Here is a 15,243-nt window from a genome sequence, read left to right as displayed (position 1 = left end):
GGAGCCATTCTGCCTGACGTGGACCATTCCACCGATGGTGGTTTCCACTCGACCCAGCGTCCCGTCAAGGATCTAGGCTCGCTACAGGTGAGAGCAGTGCCCCTATGCAGCCGATTCACCTCTATCGGTCCGGCGGGAACTCGGTGCTGTCGCCCAGATGCGACGAAGGATGACCGCGAGCTTTCGGGCGAGTGCGATCTTGGCTTTTTTCGGAGCCTGCCGATTGGCGGCCTCACGGCCCAGACGCGCGGACCATTGACCATACGGCTCATATGTCGTTGCCACTTCTTAAGGTGAGGGCGGTCCGCACCATCTCGGCTTTGGCTTTGCTAATGCGGCCGGTGCGGGCGAGTTCGACCGACTGAAGCTTGCTCATAGGCTGAAGTGACGAGGCACAGCAAGTCTGTTTCAAGCGCCGCTCTAGCGGGCGAACGCGATGCGGATTGTTCCATGAGGGCCGAAATCGGCAACGATGCTGTCGCCGTGGCGCGCCTCCACCGGGCGCACGAACGAGCCTGACAGCACAACCTGTCCGGCGGCGATCTGCATGCCGTATTGATGCAGCCGGTTGGCCAGCCAGACGATGCCCTTGGCCGGATGGTCGAGCACGCCGGCGCCAAGGCCGGTTTCCTCGACCTCGCCATTGCGAGACAGGATGGCGCCGATCCAGCGCAGGTCGGCCTCGCGCGGCCCAGACGCGCGACCACCGATGACGATGCCGGCATTCGCGGCATTGTCGGAGATGGTGTCGAAGAAGGTCCTGATCTTGCCGGTCTCTTTGTTGACGCGCTCGATGCGGGTGTCGAGGATTTCAAGGGCAGGGGTAATGTAGTCGGTGGCGTCGAGCACGTCGTCGATCGATACGTCCGGCCCCGACAGCGGCGCCTTCATGACGAAGGCGATCTCGGCCTCGATGCGAGGTTGGATGAAGCGGTCGGCGGGAACGGTGCCGCCATCCTCGAAGAACATGTCGTCGAACAGAATGCCGGAATCGGGAATGTCGATGGCAAGCGCCGACTGCATGGCCTTGGAAGTCAGGCCGATCTTCCAGCCCTTGATCGTCAGGCCCGACGCGACCTTGCGCTTCACCAGTGCTGCCTGCACCAGGTAGGCGTCGTCCATCGTCGCATCGGGAAAATCGAGGCTGAGCAGCCTGATCTGCCGGCGGTTGCGTTCGGCTTCGAACAGCCGCGCTGCGGCGTCCTCGACTTGCTCGGGGGTCATTGCGCTGTCCCCTCGTCGACGACGCCGTTGCGCAGCAGGCCAATGCCGTCGGCCTCGATCTCGATGACATCGCCCGGCTTCAGCCAGATCGGCGGGTCGAAACGGGCGCCGGCGCCGGTCGGCGTGCCGGTGACGATGACGTCGCCGGGCACCAGCGTGGTGAAGGTCGAGACATAGTTGATGATCTTGCGGAAGGAAAAGATCATGCGGCTGGTGCGGTCCTGTTGCCGCAGCTCGCCATTGACGCGGGTGGTCAGCGCGATGTCGGCGATCTGCGCCTCGCTGGTGTAGGGCACCAGCCATGGGCCGATGGCGCCGGTGCGGTCGAAATTTTTGCCCTGGGTGACGTTGAACTTGGCGTGGCGGACCCAGTCGCGGATGGTGCCTTCGTTGCAGAGCGAAAGTGCTGCGATGTGGTCGAGCGCATCCTTCTCGGCGATCCGCCGGCCGGCCTTGCCGATGACGATGACGATCTCACCCTCATAGTCGAGCTGCGGCGATTCCGGCGGCCGTACCAGCGGCGCGCCATGGCCGACGAAGGAGCGCGGGAAGCGGATAAACAGCGACGGGTTGGAGGGGGCTGCCTGGCCGTCCTTGTACTCCTCGTTGCGGTCGGGAAAGTTGACGCCGACGCAGATGATCTTTTCCGGGGAGGGGACCGGAGTGTCGTAGGCGATGTCGTCGAGGGAAAAATCGGCGGCAAAGGCATCCGCCTCTTCCGCCAGATGTTGCAAGGCGCCGGCCTCTATCACTTCGCGCAAAGTCGGCCACTGGCTATGGCGCGCCGACAGGTCGACGACGCCCTTGCCGGTGATCGCGCCGTAGCGTGTCTTGCCGCCGATGGTGAAGGTAGCGAGCCGTGCCTGTGCCGTCATGCTGATTTCCCTATCACGCCTGTTCCAGCCATCGTCACGGCGCGATGATCGGTGAGGCCGAGAGATCGGGCTGGCGCGGCTCGATGCCGGCAAAGACGCTGCCTTCCTCGAACCAGCTTTTTGGCGCCGGCGCGCCCCACAGCGTCTGTCGCTGCGGGTCCTTCAGGTCCCACTTGATCGGCTCCAGATCGGGATCGACCGTCTGGTAGTCCGAACAATAGATCTCGATGCGGTGGTTGTCCGGATCGCGGATATAGAGGAAGAAGGCATTGGATATGCCGTGCCGTCCGGGTCCGCGCTCGATGTTTGCGAGGTAGCCGGTCGTCGCCATCAGGTCGAGCAGATCGATGATGTTGAGCGGGGTCGGCACCCAGAAGGCTACGTGGTGCAGGCGCGGTCCGACACCGTTGGTGAAGGCGATGTCGTGGACGCCGCCCTTGCGGTGCGTCCACGCCGCCCAGAGCTTTCCACTGCTGGCATCCTCGGTGTACTCGGTGACACGAAAGCCGAGCTCGTTGTAGAACGCCACCGATTCATCGACGTTGGGCGAGAAGCAGTTGAAGTGGTCGATGCGCAACGGCTTGACGCCCTTGTAGAGCGCGTATTTTTGGTGAATCGGCGGCAGCCGCTCCATCTTCGAGTAGAACTCCAGCGGAATGCCGTGCGGGTCGCGGGTGCGGAAGGTCCGTGACTGGTACGGCCGCTCGACCCATTCCACCGGCAGGCCTTTGCCTCTGAAGAAGTGCTCGGCCTTGTCGAGATCCTCGTCGGAGAACAGCTTGAAGCCGAGGTCGCGGGCTTCCGGCTTGGCAGCCTTCCGCAGCACGATGCAATGGTGGCCGCGCTCTTCCAGCGCGCGCAGATAGATCGCGTCCTTGCTCTCGTCGGTCACCTGCAGGCCGAGCGTGTCGACATAGAAGGCGCGTGATTTTGCGAGGTCGGTCACTGCCAGTTCGACATGGCTCAGCCGCACGATGTTGAAGGCCGGGTAGAGGTTGGGTGTGGGCAAGGGCATCTTGATGTCTCCGGTCAGCCGCCGAGCTTCTGGATCGAGTGTGGCGCGGTCGCGAACGCGATGTTCTTGGTTTCCATGTAGAAATCGAACGACCAGTCGCCGCCGTCGCGACCGATGCCCGAACTCTTAACGCCGCCGAACGGCGTCGGCAGATGGCGCACATTTTCTGAGTTGACCCAGATCATGCCGGCGTCGAGCGCGTCGGTGAAGCGGAAGGCGCGGGTGACGTCCGAGGTCCAGAGATAGCCGGTCAGGCCGTACTGGGTGTCGTTGGCCAGCGCCAGCGCCTCGGCCTCGTCCTTGAACGGGATGGCGGTCAGCACCGGTCCAAAAATTTCCTCCTGGGCGATGCGCATGCGGTTGTTGGCGCCGGTAAACAGCGTCGGGCTGACATAGCAGCCGCCGCCCGGACCTGCGAATTTGCCGCCGCCGGCAGCGACCGTGGCGCCTTCCGACTTGCCGATCTCGATGTAGGAGAGAACCTTCTCCTCATGCACCGGATGGATCAGCGGACCGACCACGGTTTCGGGGTCAAGCGGGTGGCCTATCTTGATGCGCTTTGCCTTCTCCGCCACCAGCGCGGTGAATTTGTCGTAGACCGAGGCCTCGACCAGCAGGCGCGAGGACGAGGTGCAGCGCTCGCCGTTGAGCGAGTAGATCATGAAGACGGCGGCGTCGGCGGCGCGCTCCAGATCGGCGTCGGCAAAGACGATGACCGGGTTCTTGCCGCCGAGCTCGAAATGCACGCGCTTCAGCGTATCGGCGCCTTGCTTCATGATCATCGAGCCGGTGCGGCTTTCGCCGACGAAGCCGATCGCCTTGATGTCAGGGTGTTCGGTCAGCGCCTTGCCGGCATCCTCGCCAAAACCGTTGACGAGGTTCCAGACGCCCTTGGGCAGGCCGGCTTGCTCGGCGATCTCGACCAGCAGCCGCGCCGTCAGTGGTGACAGTTCCGCCGGCTTGTGGACGATGGTGCGAGTGCCGGCGCGATCTTCCACGTCGAAAGCATGAAGGGCGTATTCCATGGCGTGATGACGCCGACCGGGCCGATCGGCACGCGCGTGGTCATGTTGACCTGGTTCGGCGCGCGGATCGTGCGGCCATCGCGCGCTTCGGGCGCGCGATCTGCGTAGAAGCGGAAGTTCTCGGCACCACGCAACGCTGCCTTGGCCATGAACTTCAGCGACTGGCCGGTGTCCATGCACTCGACAAAGGCGATCTCCTCGGCGCGTGCGACGATGGCGTCGGCAATCTTGTGCAGGAGTTTCTTGCGGGCGTCGCCGGCAAGCGCCGCCCAGTCGCGAAAGGCCGCCTTCGCCGCCTTGGCGGCGCGGTCGATATCGGCTGCCTTGCCGCGCGCAACGGTGGCGATCGGCTTCAGGTCGATCGGCGAGATCGTCTCATAGATCGAGCCGTCGGCAGCGGGTACCGCCTCGCCGCCGATCTGGTTGAGCACGCCGCCCTTTTTGAAGCGGTCGAGATAGGCCTCGGCCTTCTTCAGATTGTCGTCTAGAGCCATGAGGTCTTTCCTGTCACTTGCCACGCCCTGTCACTTGCCTCGCAGGCGCGGGTGGATGGCATTCTTCTTCCAGCTCAGTTCGGCGTCGATCTCGCGGATCTCCAGCGACAGCGCGAAATGCGGCGTCGTGAACAATGAAGCGAGATGCTCGGACACTGCCGCGAAGATCGCTTCGCCGGTGCGTTTCTTCTCTTCGTCAGTGCGGCCCTTGCCGATGCGGAAGTTCAGGTCGATGAAACCGTTCTCGGGCAGACGGTCGGCGATGGCATAAGCATCAGCGCGAAAGGCGCGCACCCTGACCGCGCCCGGCTCGAACAGACCGGTTTCGAGGATTGTCCGCGAGACCAAAGCGCAGAGCTCCGTCATGTCGACCCTGGCGTCGAGATTCGCCGAATAGTCGATCACCATGTGCGGCAAGCTGTCGCTCCAGTCGGACATATACGCTGTCTTTAATTAACGTGCGTATTACATTTTGTTGATGTATTGTCAATTGCTTTGCAGTTTGGTCAACATCCTTTCCCGTGCGCTCGACATCCTAACTTGGCTGTGAGTTCGCGGGTGATTGCCAATGGGCTCATGCGCGCCTTCGTGGAGTCTTCCTTGCGAATAACGGAAACCAAACGCTCCCTGCCAATGGCCCTGCTTCGTGCCCGTGAAGTGATCATGGCGTCTTTCGACCGATGCTTGCCCGACACGACATCACCGAGCAGCAATGGCGCGTGCTGCGGGTGCTTGCCGAAACCGGGCCGCTCGAAGCAACCGAACTCGCCAATCGAGCCTCGATCTTGCCGCCTAGCTTGACCCGCATCATCAAGGCGATGGAGGAGCGGCAGTTCATCACCCGCAACAGGGTAAAGGATGATGGGCGTCGGGCACTGATCGCCATCAGTCCGGCCGGGCTGGCACTGATCGAGGACCTGTCGCCTGAGCGTGCCGCGATCTATGAGGCGATCGAGCAACGCTACGGTGCCCAGCAGCAGGACCGGCTGCTTGATCTGCTAGAAAGCCTGATCCAATCGGAATCCTCTTAACCACCGAAGCTACCAGTGCAGTCGGCAGCAAGCAGTTGCGACTGACATAGAGCAATGCCGCCTCTGCCTCCTATGGCCATTTCCGCCAATAGTGAACAAAAAGAGAACAAAGAGTCAAGCATGCCCTTGACGGGGGAGGAATATGTTCCTTATTTCAGCGTGATCTGAAGCAGAAAAGGACCATGGCTCGGCGTCAATCGCGCTGGCCGGCGAAGCTATGGCAAAAAGGGGGCGGAACAAGAACCGTTCCCGCAGACACGCTAAGGTCGAACGAAGCGCGAACACGCGCATAGATCTGTAGATGAAGCCACTGGGCTGGTTGAAAGCCTCCGGCCGATGACGAACCAATTCCCTTGGAATTTAGTGTGCCGAGGGAGAAGGCGAGTGGGTAGAAGACGGCTTGTCAGTTCAAAGGAAGCGGCGATACTTCTGGGCATAGCGACGGACGAGGATAGTCTGATCCGTCACTTTACACTGGACCCGTCAGATAGATTGGAATGCGAACTCCGCCRGCGACCGCAGAACAAGCTGGGCTTCGCCGTTCAACTCTGCACGATGCGACAAACGGGGCGGCTCTTGTGGGATAACGAGCAGCCACCCGCGGCTGTGATCGACTATCTTGCGGATCAGCTTGGTATCGACGCGCGCCTCTACGCCTTCTATGCGCATCGAGTACAGACGCGCTTCGATCACAGCCGATCGTTGATGGCTTACCTCGGTCTCCGGACTGCATCTAGAGACGATCGCCGCGCCGCCCTTGTGGCTGCAATCGATGCGGCGACCAATGGCGATCACGGGTTGCCGATCGCGACGGCAGTCATTGCCGAGTTCCGGAAACGAAACGCACTCCTGCCCTCGCTGCATTCCATCGAGAAGATCGGCCTCGGCGGTCGCGCGATAGCTCGCCGACGGGCTGAGAAAGAACTCGTCGAAGGTATCCCGCCCGATCGGCTTACATTTTTGGACAGGCTGTTGGAGGTGGACCCGGCCCTCGGCCAGACGCGCTTTCATTGGCTGAGATCGGCGCCGGATGCGCCTGGTGCTTCGAACCTGATTGGGCTGACCGAACGGATCGCATTTTTGCGCACGCTGGAGATCGATCCGAAATTGCAGATGCGCATATCCTCCGGACGGTGGGATCAGATGATCCGTGAGAGCAACGCCACACCGGCATGGCTGGCCAACGACTTCAATACCAGCCGTCGACACGCCCTGATCGTGGCGCAGATTATCAAGCTCGGCCAGAAGCTCACGGACGATGCAGTGTCGATGTTCAACAAGCTGATAGGTCGGCTGTTCTCGCAAGCCAATAACCGCAAGAAGCAGCGGCACATGGACTGCAGGCCGGATACCGCCAAGGCGCTGCGCATGTTCCTCCAAACCATCACTGCTCTCCAATCCGCGAACGACTATGGCCGGAACGCATTGGAGGTTCTCGATCAGGAAGTCGGGTGGCACCGCCTGCTCCGAATCAAGCCTGAGCTTGAGTCGATGGTCGATGACAATGAGGCGTCACCGTTGACCTTGGCGGCAGAGCAATATGCGACCGTCAACAAATATGCCGGTGCGTTCCTACAGGCGTTCACGTTCCGCTCAGCGCGCCGCCACGATCCGCTTCTTGCGGCAATTTCGGTCCTGAAAGGCCTCTATGCCGAGAAGCGTCGGACACTTCCGGATCGCGTTCCCGTCACTCACCTAAGCCAGTCCGATCGAAAGCTCATCTTCGGCCAGGACAAACCTGATCGTCGTCTCTATGAAATTGCGACGCTCGCGGCTTTGCGGGACCGGCTTAGATCTGCGGACATTTGGGTCGATGGCAGCCGATCCTTCCGGCCGATCGACGAGCATCTGATGCCGCGGTCAACATTCACGTCCATGAAGGAGGAGGACCGTCTTGGACTGGGCGTCCAAGGTGACGGCGCGCAGTGGCTTGCCGAAGCGCGTCACATGCTCGACTTCAACCTGAAGCGTCTGGCGCATAGAGCGCGGTCCGGAAAGCTCGAAGGTGTTCGTCTTGAAAATGGAACGTTGATCGTCACGCCGATCGTCGGTGAGGTGCCTGCCGCAGCCGAAGAATTGAATGCCGAGATCAGCGAGTTGTATCCGTTGGTCGAAGTTCCCGACCTGCTGAGGGAAGTGCATGAATGGACCGGCTTTGCGGATTTCTTCACGCATGTTCGCACCGGCGACGTCCCAAGAAATGTCTCGGCCATGCTGGCCGGCGTGCTGGCCGATGCGACCAACCTCGGTCCGAAGCGAATGGCGAGCGCGTCCAAGGGCATCAGCGCGCACCAGATCGGCTGGATGCGCACCTTCCACGCGCGGTCCGAGACCTATCGGGCGGCGCAAGCATGTATCACCGATGCACACACCCGACATCCGCATTCTCGACTGTGGGGCAACGGAACAACATCATCGTCCGATGGCCAATTCTTCCGCGCGAGCGACCGTGCCGCAAAGCGCGGTGACGTCAATCTGCACTATGGCAGCGAACCCGGATCGAAATTTTACAGCCATCTTTCCGATCAGTATGGCTACTTCAGCATTCTGCCCATCAGTCCGACCGAAAGCGAGGCCGCCTATGTGCTCGATGGGCTATTCGACCAGGACACAATCCTCGACATCCAAGAGCACTTCACGGACACCGGCGGCGCGAGCGATCACGTCTTTGGGCTATTCGCTCTGATCGGCAAACGCTTCGCACCGCGACTGCGCAATCTTAAAGACCGGAAATTCCACACATTCGAGAAAGGCGATGCATACCCGGCGCTGTCGAACCATATCGGGGCACCGATCAACACCACCCTGATTCTCGACCATTGGGACGATCTGCTCCATCTGGCGGCGTCGATCACGACGCGATCCGTGGTGCCGTCTACGATCCTGAAGAAGCTGTCCGCATCTCCGAAGGAAAGCCAACTCGCCAGAGCTCTACGCGAACTCGGTCGGATCGAGCGATCGCTCTTCATGATCGAATGGTACTCAAGCCCGGCACTGCGGCGAAGGTGCCAAGCTGGCCTCAACAAGGGCGAGGCCGCGCATAAGCTGAAGCGCGCCGTCTTTTTCCACGAGCGTGGTGAAATCCGTGACCGATCATTCGAAAGCCAGGCGTTCCGCGCCTCCGGCCTCAACCTCGTCGTTAGCGCGATCGTGCATTGGAACACGGTCTATATCGAACGGGCCGTCACCCACTTGCGCAAAATGCATCGCGAGATCCCGGACCATCTGCTCAAGCACGTCTCGCCGCTGAGCTGGGAACACATCAATCTGACCGGCATCTACACCTGGGATGCAGAACATCAGATGCCTGAAGGCTTCCGGTCGCTCAGACTTCCGGCTCGGTTACGCCACGCCGCATGACGTTCACGCTCGGTTCGACCTTAGCGTGTCGCTGGGAACAGTTCTTGTTCCGACCCCATTGGCATCGCACGCGCCACGACGACGAAGATTGGCATGGCCAACATCCTCTACAGTATAACATCCCTCTACAGTATGAAGCGCCTGATCTATCTGGACCGCGTCGCCATCGCATGAACCGCCGCCGAAAGGGCCGCGCGTCGCCGCAAAAGTGAGGTGTTGACGGCCGATGGGCGCGGTTGCGCGCCGAAATCTGTCGGTCACCCTTCAGCCGGTACGTTGATCAAACCGTCCAGCTTGGCTAGGGGGCGGACAGCATCCACGAACGCGAGCCCGGAATTGGGCCTACCCGAATAGTGGAAGCAAAAAAGCTGCGGTCAAATGACAAAGAAATTCGTTTGTCAAATTAACGAGAAACAATACACTCCGGTTGTTCCGAGGTGCGTGGCAAGAGGTGTCAAGCCGTATTGTATGCAGAGCCGAGAGTGAATTGATTTCTTATTGCCAACAACTAGAATTTTTTTTGTTAAAATTTATGTAGACTAATGCTGGATGTCAGGAGGTGTGCATTGTGATCATCTACGATGTTTATTTTATGAGGCCGGAGTTCTAAAATGACGCTTTCTCTCTTTTTCGCAACGCGCTCGACAGAAGACGTGGCTGACGCTTATGTGCGGTCCAGAGGTAAATCGGGATTCTTGTCGACGGCTCGCGCGATCCAGGCAATGCGTCTTTGTCTGCCAAATTGCGATGCGACTGATCGGGAATTAGAGGAAATTGTCGTAGCCTCGGCCATTAAGCGTGGTGTTTCTATCAAACTTGACGTTGCTTGCACGGCAGTACCCGCGTCTCAAAGACCTTTTGTACTCACGTCTTAAGATAAGACGAGCAGACCGCCGGGGTAACCGTCCGTTCCCAACCACGCTCGATCCCTTCACCTGCAACCGTTACCAGTGTGCGCAATACACACGTGAAGCGTTTCGACATAGGCATGCGCTACATCGGCCTCCGCTGCACAGCAAGCCACACCATATTCACTTGGCCACACCGTGCCCGGCAGTCGCTAGTCGCGCGTCTCTATTCCTCTAGAAATCCTCTTGGAGTATTTGTCATGCCCCTTGAAAAGGAAAAAACTGTTTTAACTCAAACTGTTAGAATTCGAGAGCTCTACGCGGATGACACTGTCGTGGCGCTCAATGACGCTCTTTTGGAACGTGGCGTCGAAATCGAACAGATTATCTCTGTGCTCACTGTCCCGGGGCAAGCGATGGGGCGACCCGTACCGCCGCAGTTCCGCGTTCTTTATCGGTCTAATTGACGTCGAAATAATTGCGGACCTATGACCGCAAAGATCAAAGATATTTTGGCGACGAGCCGGAGGCGGTCCGGAAAGGAATGACGATATGAGCGACTGGATAAGAAGGAGAGCATCGGCTCCACCATGAGTAGTGGTGCACCAGCGCCAAGTGATCGGAACTCCCTGTCAATCGGATCGAACGGTCCTCTGCTGCTGCACGACGTACATTTTCTGGAACAGATGGCGCATTTCAACAGGGAGAAGGTTCCTGGCTTCTGGAGGCATCGCACCGGGGATGTCGCACCCCACACGGCAGTCAAAGAGCGTAAGGCGGTCTGTCGGTCGAACCTTTCGCTGCCTCGTCCCGAAACTAGACAAACATCATGACCACGATCGCGCCGACAACTATCAAGACAAGCCCGGCGATCAGCATTGGCAGCAAGCTGTTGTCCTGGTCGATTCCAGACTCAAACTGTTTTACTACCCGCTTTTCGTTCTTCTTTCGTTCAATCATGGCTCGTCTCCATCCGAGGAAAAGCACGTAGTCGATGCACTGACCGTGGCGATAGTGGTGCTCTTCATTCATCGCGTCACAATCGCTCTGTCTCCAGCGACACAAAAAGATAGAGCCTTATCCGCTGCCCCGCTGCGCGCCGTTTCGACCAGGCAGCGGCCCGCCAAAGAAGTCCTCAGGCATCAGCGTGACGTCGGCAAGCGTGTAGCGGTCAAGGGTGTTCTGGAAAGAGGCCATCGCTTCGCCAAACATGCCCGAAAGCTTGCAACAGCGAGTGAGTACGCATTGGTTTCCGGTGGCGAAGCATTCTACGAGCGCGAAATCGGGCTCGGTCAGCCGTATGACGTCGCCGATGCGGATCATTTCGGGCTGGCGCCCGAGAACCAAGCCGCCGGAACGACCGCGGATGGCCTTTAGGTAGCCGCTGCGCGTCAGAGTATTGGCAACCTTGTTGAGGTGCGTCCTCGACACGTTAAAGACGCGCGAAACTTCCTCGATCGTGATGAGGCGACCGCCCGAAGCAGCCGCGTACATCAGCATTCTCAACGCATAATCCGAAAAGTTGGTCAACCGCATGGACGGCTCCTCCAATGGATCGTCGTGCTGCTACAGGAACCGATCAGAAACCAGTCTGGCATTACAGCCCTTCTTCGGTGATCGGTTCGATGCCAATCGTGGTCTCGCCGCGGCTGAAAGCGACCGCCAGGCGGAAACTGTGAGCGATGCGCAGTGCGCGATCCATGAACAGCGCTGCGACCTTGGGCGGGCAGATGCGGCGCACCGTTGCGCGAAACAGCTTCAACCAACGCCGGAAATGAGTCTCGCCAAGGCCCGGGATCGCCAGATGTGGCGGCAGTGGCCGCCCTTCGTATCGGGATGTTCGCAGCAGTGTCGCTGACCAGAAGTCGCACATCTTCGCCAGATGGCGCGGCCATTCGTCCGGATCGATCCTGCTTTGGAAGATGGGGCCGAGCAGCTCATCGCTGCGAATTTCATCGTAGAAGCCGTGAACCACACCGTGGATCATGGCCTCGTCGAGCACTTCAGGCAACGGAACGCCGTCGATGACAATCGTTCTCGCGCTTCGACCATTCCCAGTCATCCGCCAGCTCCGTTTTTCGCACGGCCAAGCCGCCGTTCAATATCGTCGTCCACCATCTGCCGGGTCCCTGACGGTTCACATGCCGGATAAACCTCGACGTAGTGAATTCCACGCGAGATCGAGGCAGCCGACTGTACGGCTCGCTTTGTACGGCTGATGACCCGATAGCCGATGTGAGCGACGTCCTCGACGCAAGCAGCGAAAATGCGCAACCTTGCAGCTGTGTCATGGGACGATGATCGATGGATTTGCATTCGTATGATGTCTCAGTCTGTGTATTTCAGCCAGCATCCCCGCTAAAAGATATATTGTCAATCTATGTTTTAGGAGAAGACAGCCATAAAACGGGAATGCAATTGCAAGGTAGGTTTTATGGTGGACGTGCTGTTGGCCTTCGGCGAAAGGATCGTGATTACCCAGGACGGCCGGACGAGCCTTCGCGAGTGTCTCTTTCGCGCCTGCGAGCTCGTCGCCTAAGGAGTCACGATCAACCGGGAGGCTACGTCGTAATTGGCGCTCTGTCTGTTGAACGCTTTCAGGTCCTGACAGTAGCGGCGACAGAAAGGCCCGTTGTGACGGTCGACGTCAGCAACCCGGCGCCTGACCCTTTCCGCGGCAGAAGAAGAAAGGTGATAGCGGTGGAACGCAGTGGGCAGTTTTTTGAAGGCTTTTTTAGGAAGAAAAGGTCAGTGTCCTAGACGGGCTCGAGCGCTCCGGCAGCGTCAGGATGATGGCCAAGGTCTTAAAGGGGGAACTTGTCGGACGTAGCGACCTCGACGTCGGAGAATGGCATCGTCGGCGGGGCGGCTGCCAGTTGGGTGCGACTGCCAGCGACCTGCTTCAGAACCTCGGACCCAACGCCTTTCTTGCCCAGCTGCTCATTTCCACGTTGCATCTGTGATAGCCGCACGCTTTGGCAATCCCTTTTTAAGCGCCTCGGGCGACGTCACTCCTAGCTTGAATGCTGTGAACACCCGCAGGGCGATATATTCGCGGTCGGTCGCATCGGCATACGATTTTCGTGGCAATACTCCTCTACCACCTGATGCAACATTTTCAGCTCGTGTGGCGTGGCTCCGTCCATCATTGCGGCCCTTCACTCTCGTCGCATCACGACCTCATTTAACGGCGTATCGAGCTTGTGCAACGGTTTGCCGATCGGCCAGGGCAGGGACTTCGTACTTGGTTTCGCGAATAGGCTGCGGCGTACGTCCGCGACTAATGCGTCTAGGCATTACTCAACTGCCTAGGCATGAAGCCCGGCCTGGTAAGTGTGCGAATTGATGGAAATGGCCGGACGGAGCTCAGCATCCAGTACCGCCATCACCTCACTGTCTGACTGTGCCTGTCGCAGTCCCTCTCGAGTCCGAGGCGCCCGAAGCACCCGGCACACCTGTGAAAGAGCGGGAAGGAAGGCGGAAACGGCGGAGCGCGGCCAGAGCAACGTGTAAACGATGTCGACGGGATCGTCGTCCGGTCCGTCGAAATCGATAGGCGGAGCCAGTCGTGTGAAAGACGCGGCAGGCGAAGAGATCATGTCGAACAAAGCGTGTGGGATCGCCACGCCGCGGCCGATGCCGGTCGAGCCGAGGCACTCGCGGTGCCAAAGACCGCGGAGAACCATCTGTTCGTCCAGCCCGGATCTCCGTGCAATCCTGACGGCGATCCTCGACAAGGCCGAATGCTTTCCCTTTGTGACGAGGTCAAGCGAAATGTCTTCTTCTGACAAGAGGTGGGGGATCATCACGGTCGCCTCTAACCTGATCCAAACGCGATTGCGAACGAGCGTTCGGCCACATTGCCTACGCAAGGCGATGTTCGCTTTGGACTGAATTGGGATCTGGCTGTCCCGGACGCAAAGCCAGAGTCTTTTCGCGTCCGGGCTAGAGGCCTGCTTTGAGGCGCTGCGGCTCTCGTCGGAAATGGAGTGTTGAACTATTCATGGCAATTCAAATGTAGTGAAAGGTTTTTCGAAATCAAGCAAACAGCGTGGGGCAGAGAACTCCGGCCCTACCGCGGACTGTGTTAAGGTTCGGACCAACAAAAGGCAGCCGTGACGGGGAGTGCAACCCGACCTGCCTTGTGGCGGCTTGCTGGCAAACGACATCCTGCAACGCGCGTTCCGAACCTGTCCAATAGGTTCGGAACCAGGATTCATTGGTCTCGAACCGGATCCAAAAGAATACCAAACAAAACGCACGGGCATGCAGAAATAGTGCACTGAAATGCCAGTTAATTTCGTTTGACGAACATAAGGGCCTCCTACTTACTGGCGGCGCGAACAGGCCGTATCAACAGCAAAATCACATTTTTACCGGTCTCCCAAATTCGGCCATCGCGGCTTTTGAATTCAACAAGGAGATACCCCTATGAAAAAGCTCGCCCTCGCACTTGTCGTGACAATGGCCAGCTCGCTTTGCGCCATGGCGGCAGCTGACGTAGCCAAATCGCCGCCGGCCGCGCCTTACCAACAGGTAAGCAAGCTAGTAAAGTTGCCTGACTTTCTGCCGGGCATGGGCCAGCTCTTCGTCGATCCGGCGACACTGCCGGCCGGTCCGTTCCTTGCTTATGATCACGATGGCAAGCTTGTCAGCACGATCTACATGTTGCCGATCAAGGATCTCAACCCGGACAAGCGTTTTGACAACCTCGCGGCACCGGGCGGGAATGTCGACCATGTCGACGTCTACTACAATGCCGGCCATCCAGGCGTCGAAGTCCCGCATGCCCACGTCGTGCTGTGGCATGTCTCGGTTGCCGACGAAGCGCGGGTTGCCAAATGACACTCACGCGTCGTGAGATGCTGGGCGCGGGCGGCGGGCTTGCCGCCGCCCTTTCCCTATTCCCATTGACGGCGTGGGCCAGCGAGGTGGTGGACATTAGGATGCAAGGGCGCGACGACGGCTCACACGTCTGGTTCGACCCGATCGGTATTCTGATCAAACCAGGACAGACGATCCGCTGGACCAATCTCAATCCTGGCAATTCGCACACGACGACGGCGTATAATCCGGCAAACTTCGAGCGACCGCTCCGTATGCCCAAGGCCGCAAAGCCGTGGGATTCCGACTATCTCCTGCCCAACGAAGGCTTTTCGGCTACCTTCACCGAGCAAGGGGTCTACGATTACTATTGCATCCCTCATGAGCATGCTGGAATGGTCGGCCGTATTATCGTCGGCGAACCCGAGGCACATGGCTGGCCTCAACTGGTGGGAGCGAATGGCGACCTACCGGAGGAGGCCCTCAAGGCATTTCCGACCATCGAAGACATCATGACGAAAGGGATCGTCCGGCGCGCTTAGATCAT

At 59.2% G+C, this 15,243-nt stretch carries 13 protein-coding genes and 2 pseudogenes; 6 read left to right on the top strand and 9 right to left on the bottom strand.

Going from position 1 to position 15,243, the window contains the following annotated elements:
• Positions 1-420: 420 nt before the first annotated feature.
• The 5 genes and pseudogenes from hpaH to AC1DZP_RS31530 form a co-directional block, all read right to left on the bottom strand.
• Positions 421-1,224: a 2-oxo-hept-4-ene-1,7-dioate hydratase gene (gene hpaH / locus AC1DZP_RS31550; protein WP_477307772.1), complete on the bottom strand. Its 804-nt coding sequence runs from the start codon at positions 1,222-1,224 to the stop codon at positions 421-423.
• Entirely contained in the window at positions 1,221-2,099 is an 879-nt protein-coding gene (locus tag AC1DZP_RS31545; RefSeq protein ID WP_477307770.1) for a fumarylacetoacetate hydrolase family protein, read from the bottom strand. The genes hpaH and AC1DZP_RS31545 overlap by 4 nt, the downstream gene beginning before the upstream one ends.
• 34 nt (positions 2,100-2,133) lie before the next feature.
• A complete protein-coding gene (hpaD, locus tag AC1DZP_RS31540; protein ID WP_477307768.1) occupies positions 2,134-3,114 on the bottom strand; it encodes a 3,4-dihydroxyphenylacetate 2,3-dioxygenase in 981 nt (326 codons plus the stop codon).
• 14 nt (positions 3,115-3,128) lie between these two features.
• A pseudogene (hpaE, locus tag AC1DZP_RS31535) lies at positions 3,129-4,633 on the bottom strand (5-carboxymethyl-2-hydroxymuconate semialdehyde dehydrogenase).
• 30 nt (positions 4,634-4,663) lie between these two features.
• Positions 4,664-5,071, bottom strand: coding sequence for a 5-carboxymethyl-2-hydroxymuconate Delta-isomerase (locus AC1DZP_RS31530; RefSeq protein WP_407067897.1), 408 nt, complete (start codon positions 5,069-5,071; stop codon positions 4,664-4,666).
• A gap of 138 nt (positions 5,072-5,209) precedes the next feature.
• Here AC1DZP_RS31530 and hpaR point away from each other — a divergent pair.
• The 4 genes and pseudogenes from hpaR to AC1DZP_RS31510 all read left to right on the top strand — a co-directional run bounded on the left by hpaR (position 5,210) and on the right by AC1DZP_RS31510 (position 10,705).
• Positions 5,210-5,664, top strand: a pseudogene (gene hpaR, locus AC1DZP_RS31525) (homoprotocatechuate degradation operon regulator HpaR).
• Positions 5,665-6,048: 384 nt separating this feature from the next.
• On the top strand, positions 6,049-9,024 hold the full coding sequence (locus AC1DZP_RS31520) for a Tn3 family transposase (protein WP_477307766.1): 2,976 nt from the start codon (positions 6,049-6,051) through the stop codon (positions 9,022-9,024).
• Positions 9,025-10,132: 1,108 nt separating this feature from the next.
• Complete coding sequence (locus AC1DZP_RS31515; RefSeq protein ID WP_477307764.1) at positions 10,133-10,339, top strand: hypothetical protein; 207 nt, start codon at positions 10,133-10,135, stop codon at positions 10,337-10,339.
• 123 nt (positions 10,340-10,462) lie between these two features.
• Positions 10,463-10,705: a catalase gene (locus AC1DZP_RS31510; protein ID WP_477307762.1), complete on the top strand. Its 243-nt coding sequence runs from the start codon at positions 10,463-10,465 to the stop codon at positions 10,703-10,705.
• Here the strand turns inward: AC1DZP_RS31510 and AC1DZP_RS31505 are convergent.
• The 4 genes from AC1DZP_RS31505 to AC1DZP_RS31490 form a co-directional block, all read right to left on the bottom strand.
• Positions 10,689-10,832, bottom strand: a complete 144-nt coding sequence (locus tag AC1DZP_RS31505; protein WP_477307760.1) for a hypothetical protein — start codon at positions 10,830-10,832, stop codon at positions 10,689-10,691. The two genes, AC1DZP_RS31510 and AC1DZP_RS31505, sit on opposite strands and share 17 nt — an antisense overlap.
• Before the next feature lie 117 nt (positions 10,833-10,949).
• Positions 10,950-11,408 carry an RrF2 family transcriptional regulator gene (locus tag AC1DZP_RS31500; RefSeq protein WP_477307758.1) on the bottom strand — a complete coding sequence of 153 codons (459 nt, stop codon included), beginning with the start codon at positions 11,406-11,408 and terminating at the stop codon, positions 10,950-10,952.
• A gap of 61 nt (positions 11,409-11,469) precedes the next feature.
• On the bottom strand, positions 11,470-11,874 hold the full coding sequence (locus tag AC1DZP_RS31495) for a group III truncated hemoglobin (RefSeq protein WP_477307756.1): 405 nt from the start codon (positions 11,872-11,874) through the stop codon (positions 11,470-11,472).
• Between the two features lie 1,306 nt (positions 11,875-13,180).
• The gene (locus AC1DZP_RS31490; protein ID WP_477307754.1) at positions 13,181-13,678 is read right to left on the bottom strand and encodes a PTS sugar transporter subunit IIA; all 498 of its coding nucleotides are present in this window, start codon (positions 13,676-13,678) and stop codon (positions 13,181-13,183) included.
• A 625-nt stretch (positions 13,679-14,303) separates the two neighbouring features.
• On the opposite strand from AC1DZP_RS31490, the gene AC1DZP_RS31485 reads away from it, so the two are divergent.
• Entirely contained in the window at positions 14,304-14,717 is a 414-nt protein-coding gene (locus AC1DZP_RS31485) for a DUF5602 domain-containing protein (protein ID WP_477307752.1), read from the top strand.
• A gap of 17 nt (positions 14,718-14,734) precedes the next feature.
• The gene (locus AC1DZP_RS31480; RefSeq protein ID WP_477307750.1) at positions 14,735-15,238 is read left to right on the top strand and encodes a plastocyanin/azurin family copper-binding protein; all 504 of its coding nucleotides are present in this window, start codon (positions 14,735-14,737) and stop codon (positions 15,236-15,238) included.
• The last annotated feature ends 5 nt before the right edge of the window (positions 15,239-15,243 follow it).

The sequence above is a fragment of the Mesorhizobium sp. P2_F8 genome (assembly GCF_056403655.1).
Note: the sequence above shows the minus strand (reverse complement) of the source record. Positions and strands in the feature narration are given on the sequence as shown.

Bases quoted from the DNA above. Each gene is read 5' to 3' on its own strand.
- AC1DZP_RS31480 (WP_477307750.1), top strand. From the start codon at position 14,735: ATGCTGGGCGCGGGCGGCGGGCTTGCCGCCGCCCTTTCCCTATTCCCA.
- AC1DZP_RS31490 (WP_477307754.1), bottom strand. From the start codon at position 13,678: ATGATCCCCCACCTCTTGTCAGAAGAAGACATTTCGCTTGACCTCGTC.
- hpaD (WP_477307768.1), bottom strand. From the start codon at position 3,114: ATGCCCTTGCCCACACCCAACCTCTACCCGGCCTTCAACATCGTGCGG.
- AC1DZP_RS31500 (WP_477307758.1), bottom strand. From the start codon at position 11,408: ATGCGGTTGACCAACTTTTCGGATTATGCGTTGAGAATGCTGATGTAC.
- hpaH (WP_477307772.1), bottom strand. From the start codon at position 1,224: ATGACCCCCGAGCAAGTCGAGGACGCCGCAGCGCGGCTGTTCGAAGCC.
- AC1DZP_RS31485 (WP_477307752.1), top strand. From the start codon at position 14,304: ATGAAAAAGCTCGCCCTCGCACTTGTCGTGACAATGGCCAGCTCGCTT.
- AC1DZP_RS31545 (WP_477307770.1), bottom strand. From the start codon at position 2,099: ATGACGGCACAGGCACGGCTCGCTACCTTCACCATCGGCGGCAAGACA.
- AC1DZP_RS31510 (WP_477307762.1), top strand. From the start codon at position 10,463: ATGAGTAGTGGTGCACCAGCGCCAAGTGATCGGAACTCCCTGTCAATC.
- AC1DZP_RS31505 (WP_477307760.1), bottom strand. From the start codon at position 10,832: ATGATTGAACGAAAGAAGAACGAAAAGCGGGTAGTAAAACAGTTTGAG.
- AC1DZP_RS31515 (WP_477307764.1), top strand. From the start codon at position 10,133: ATGCCCCTTGAAAAGGAAAAAACTGTTTTAACTCAAACTGTTAGAATT.
- AC1DZP_RS31530 (WP_407067897.1), bottom strand. From the start codon at position 5,071: ATGTCCGACTGGAGCGACAGCTTGCCGCACATGGTGATCGACTATTCG.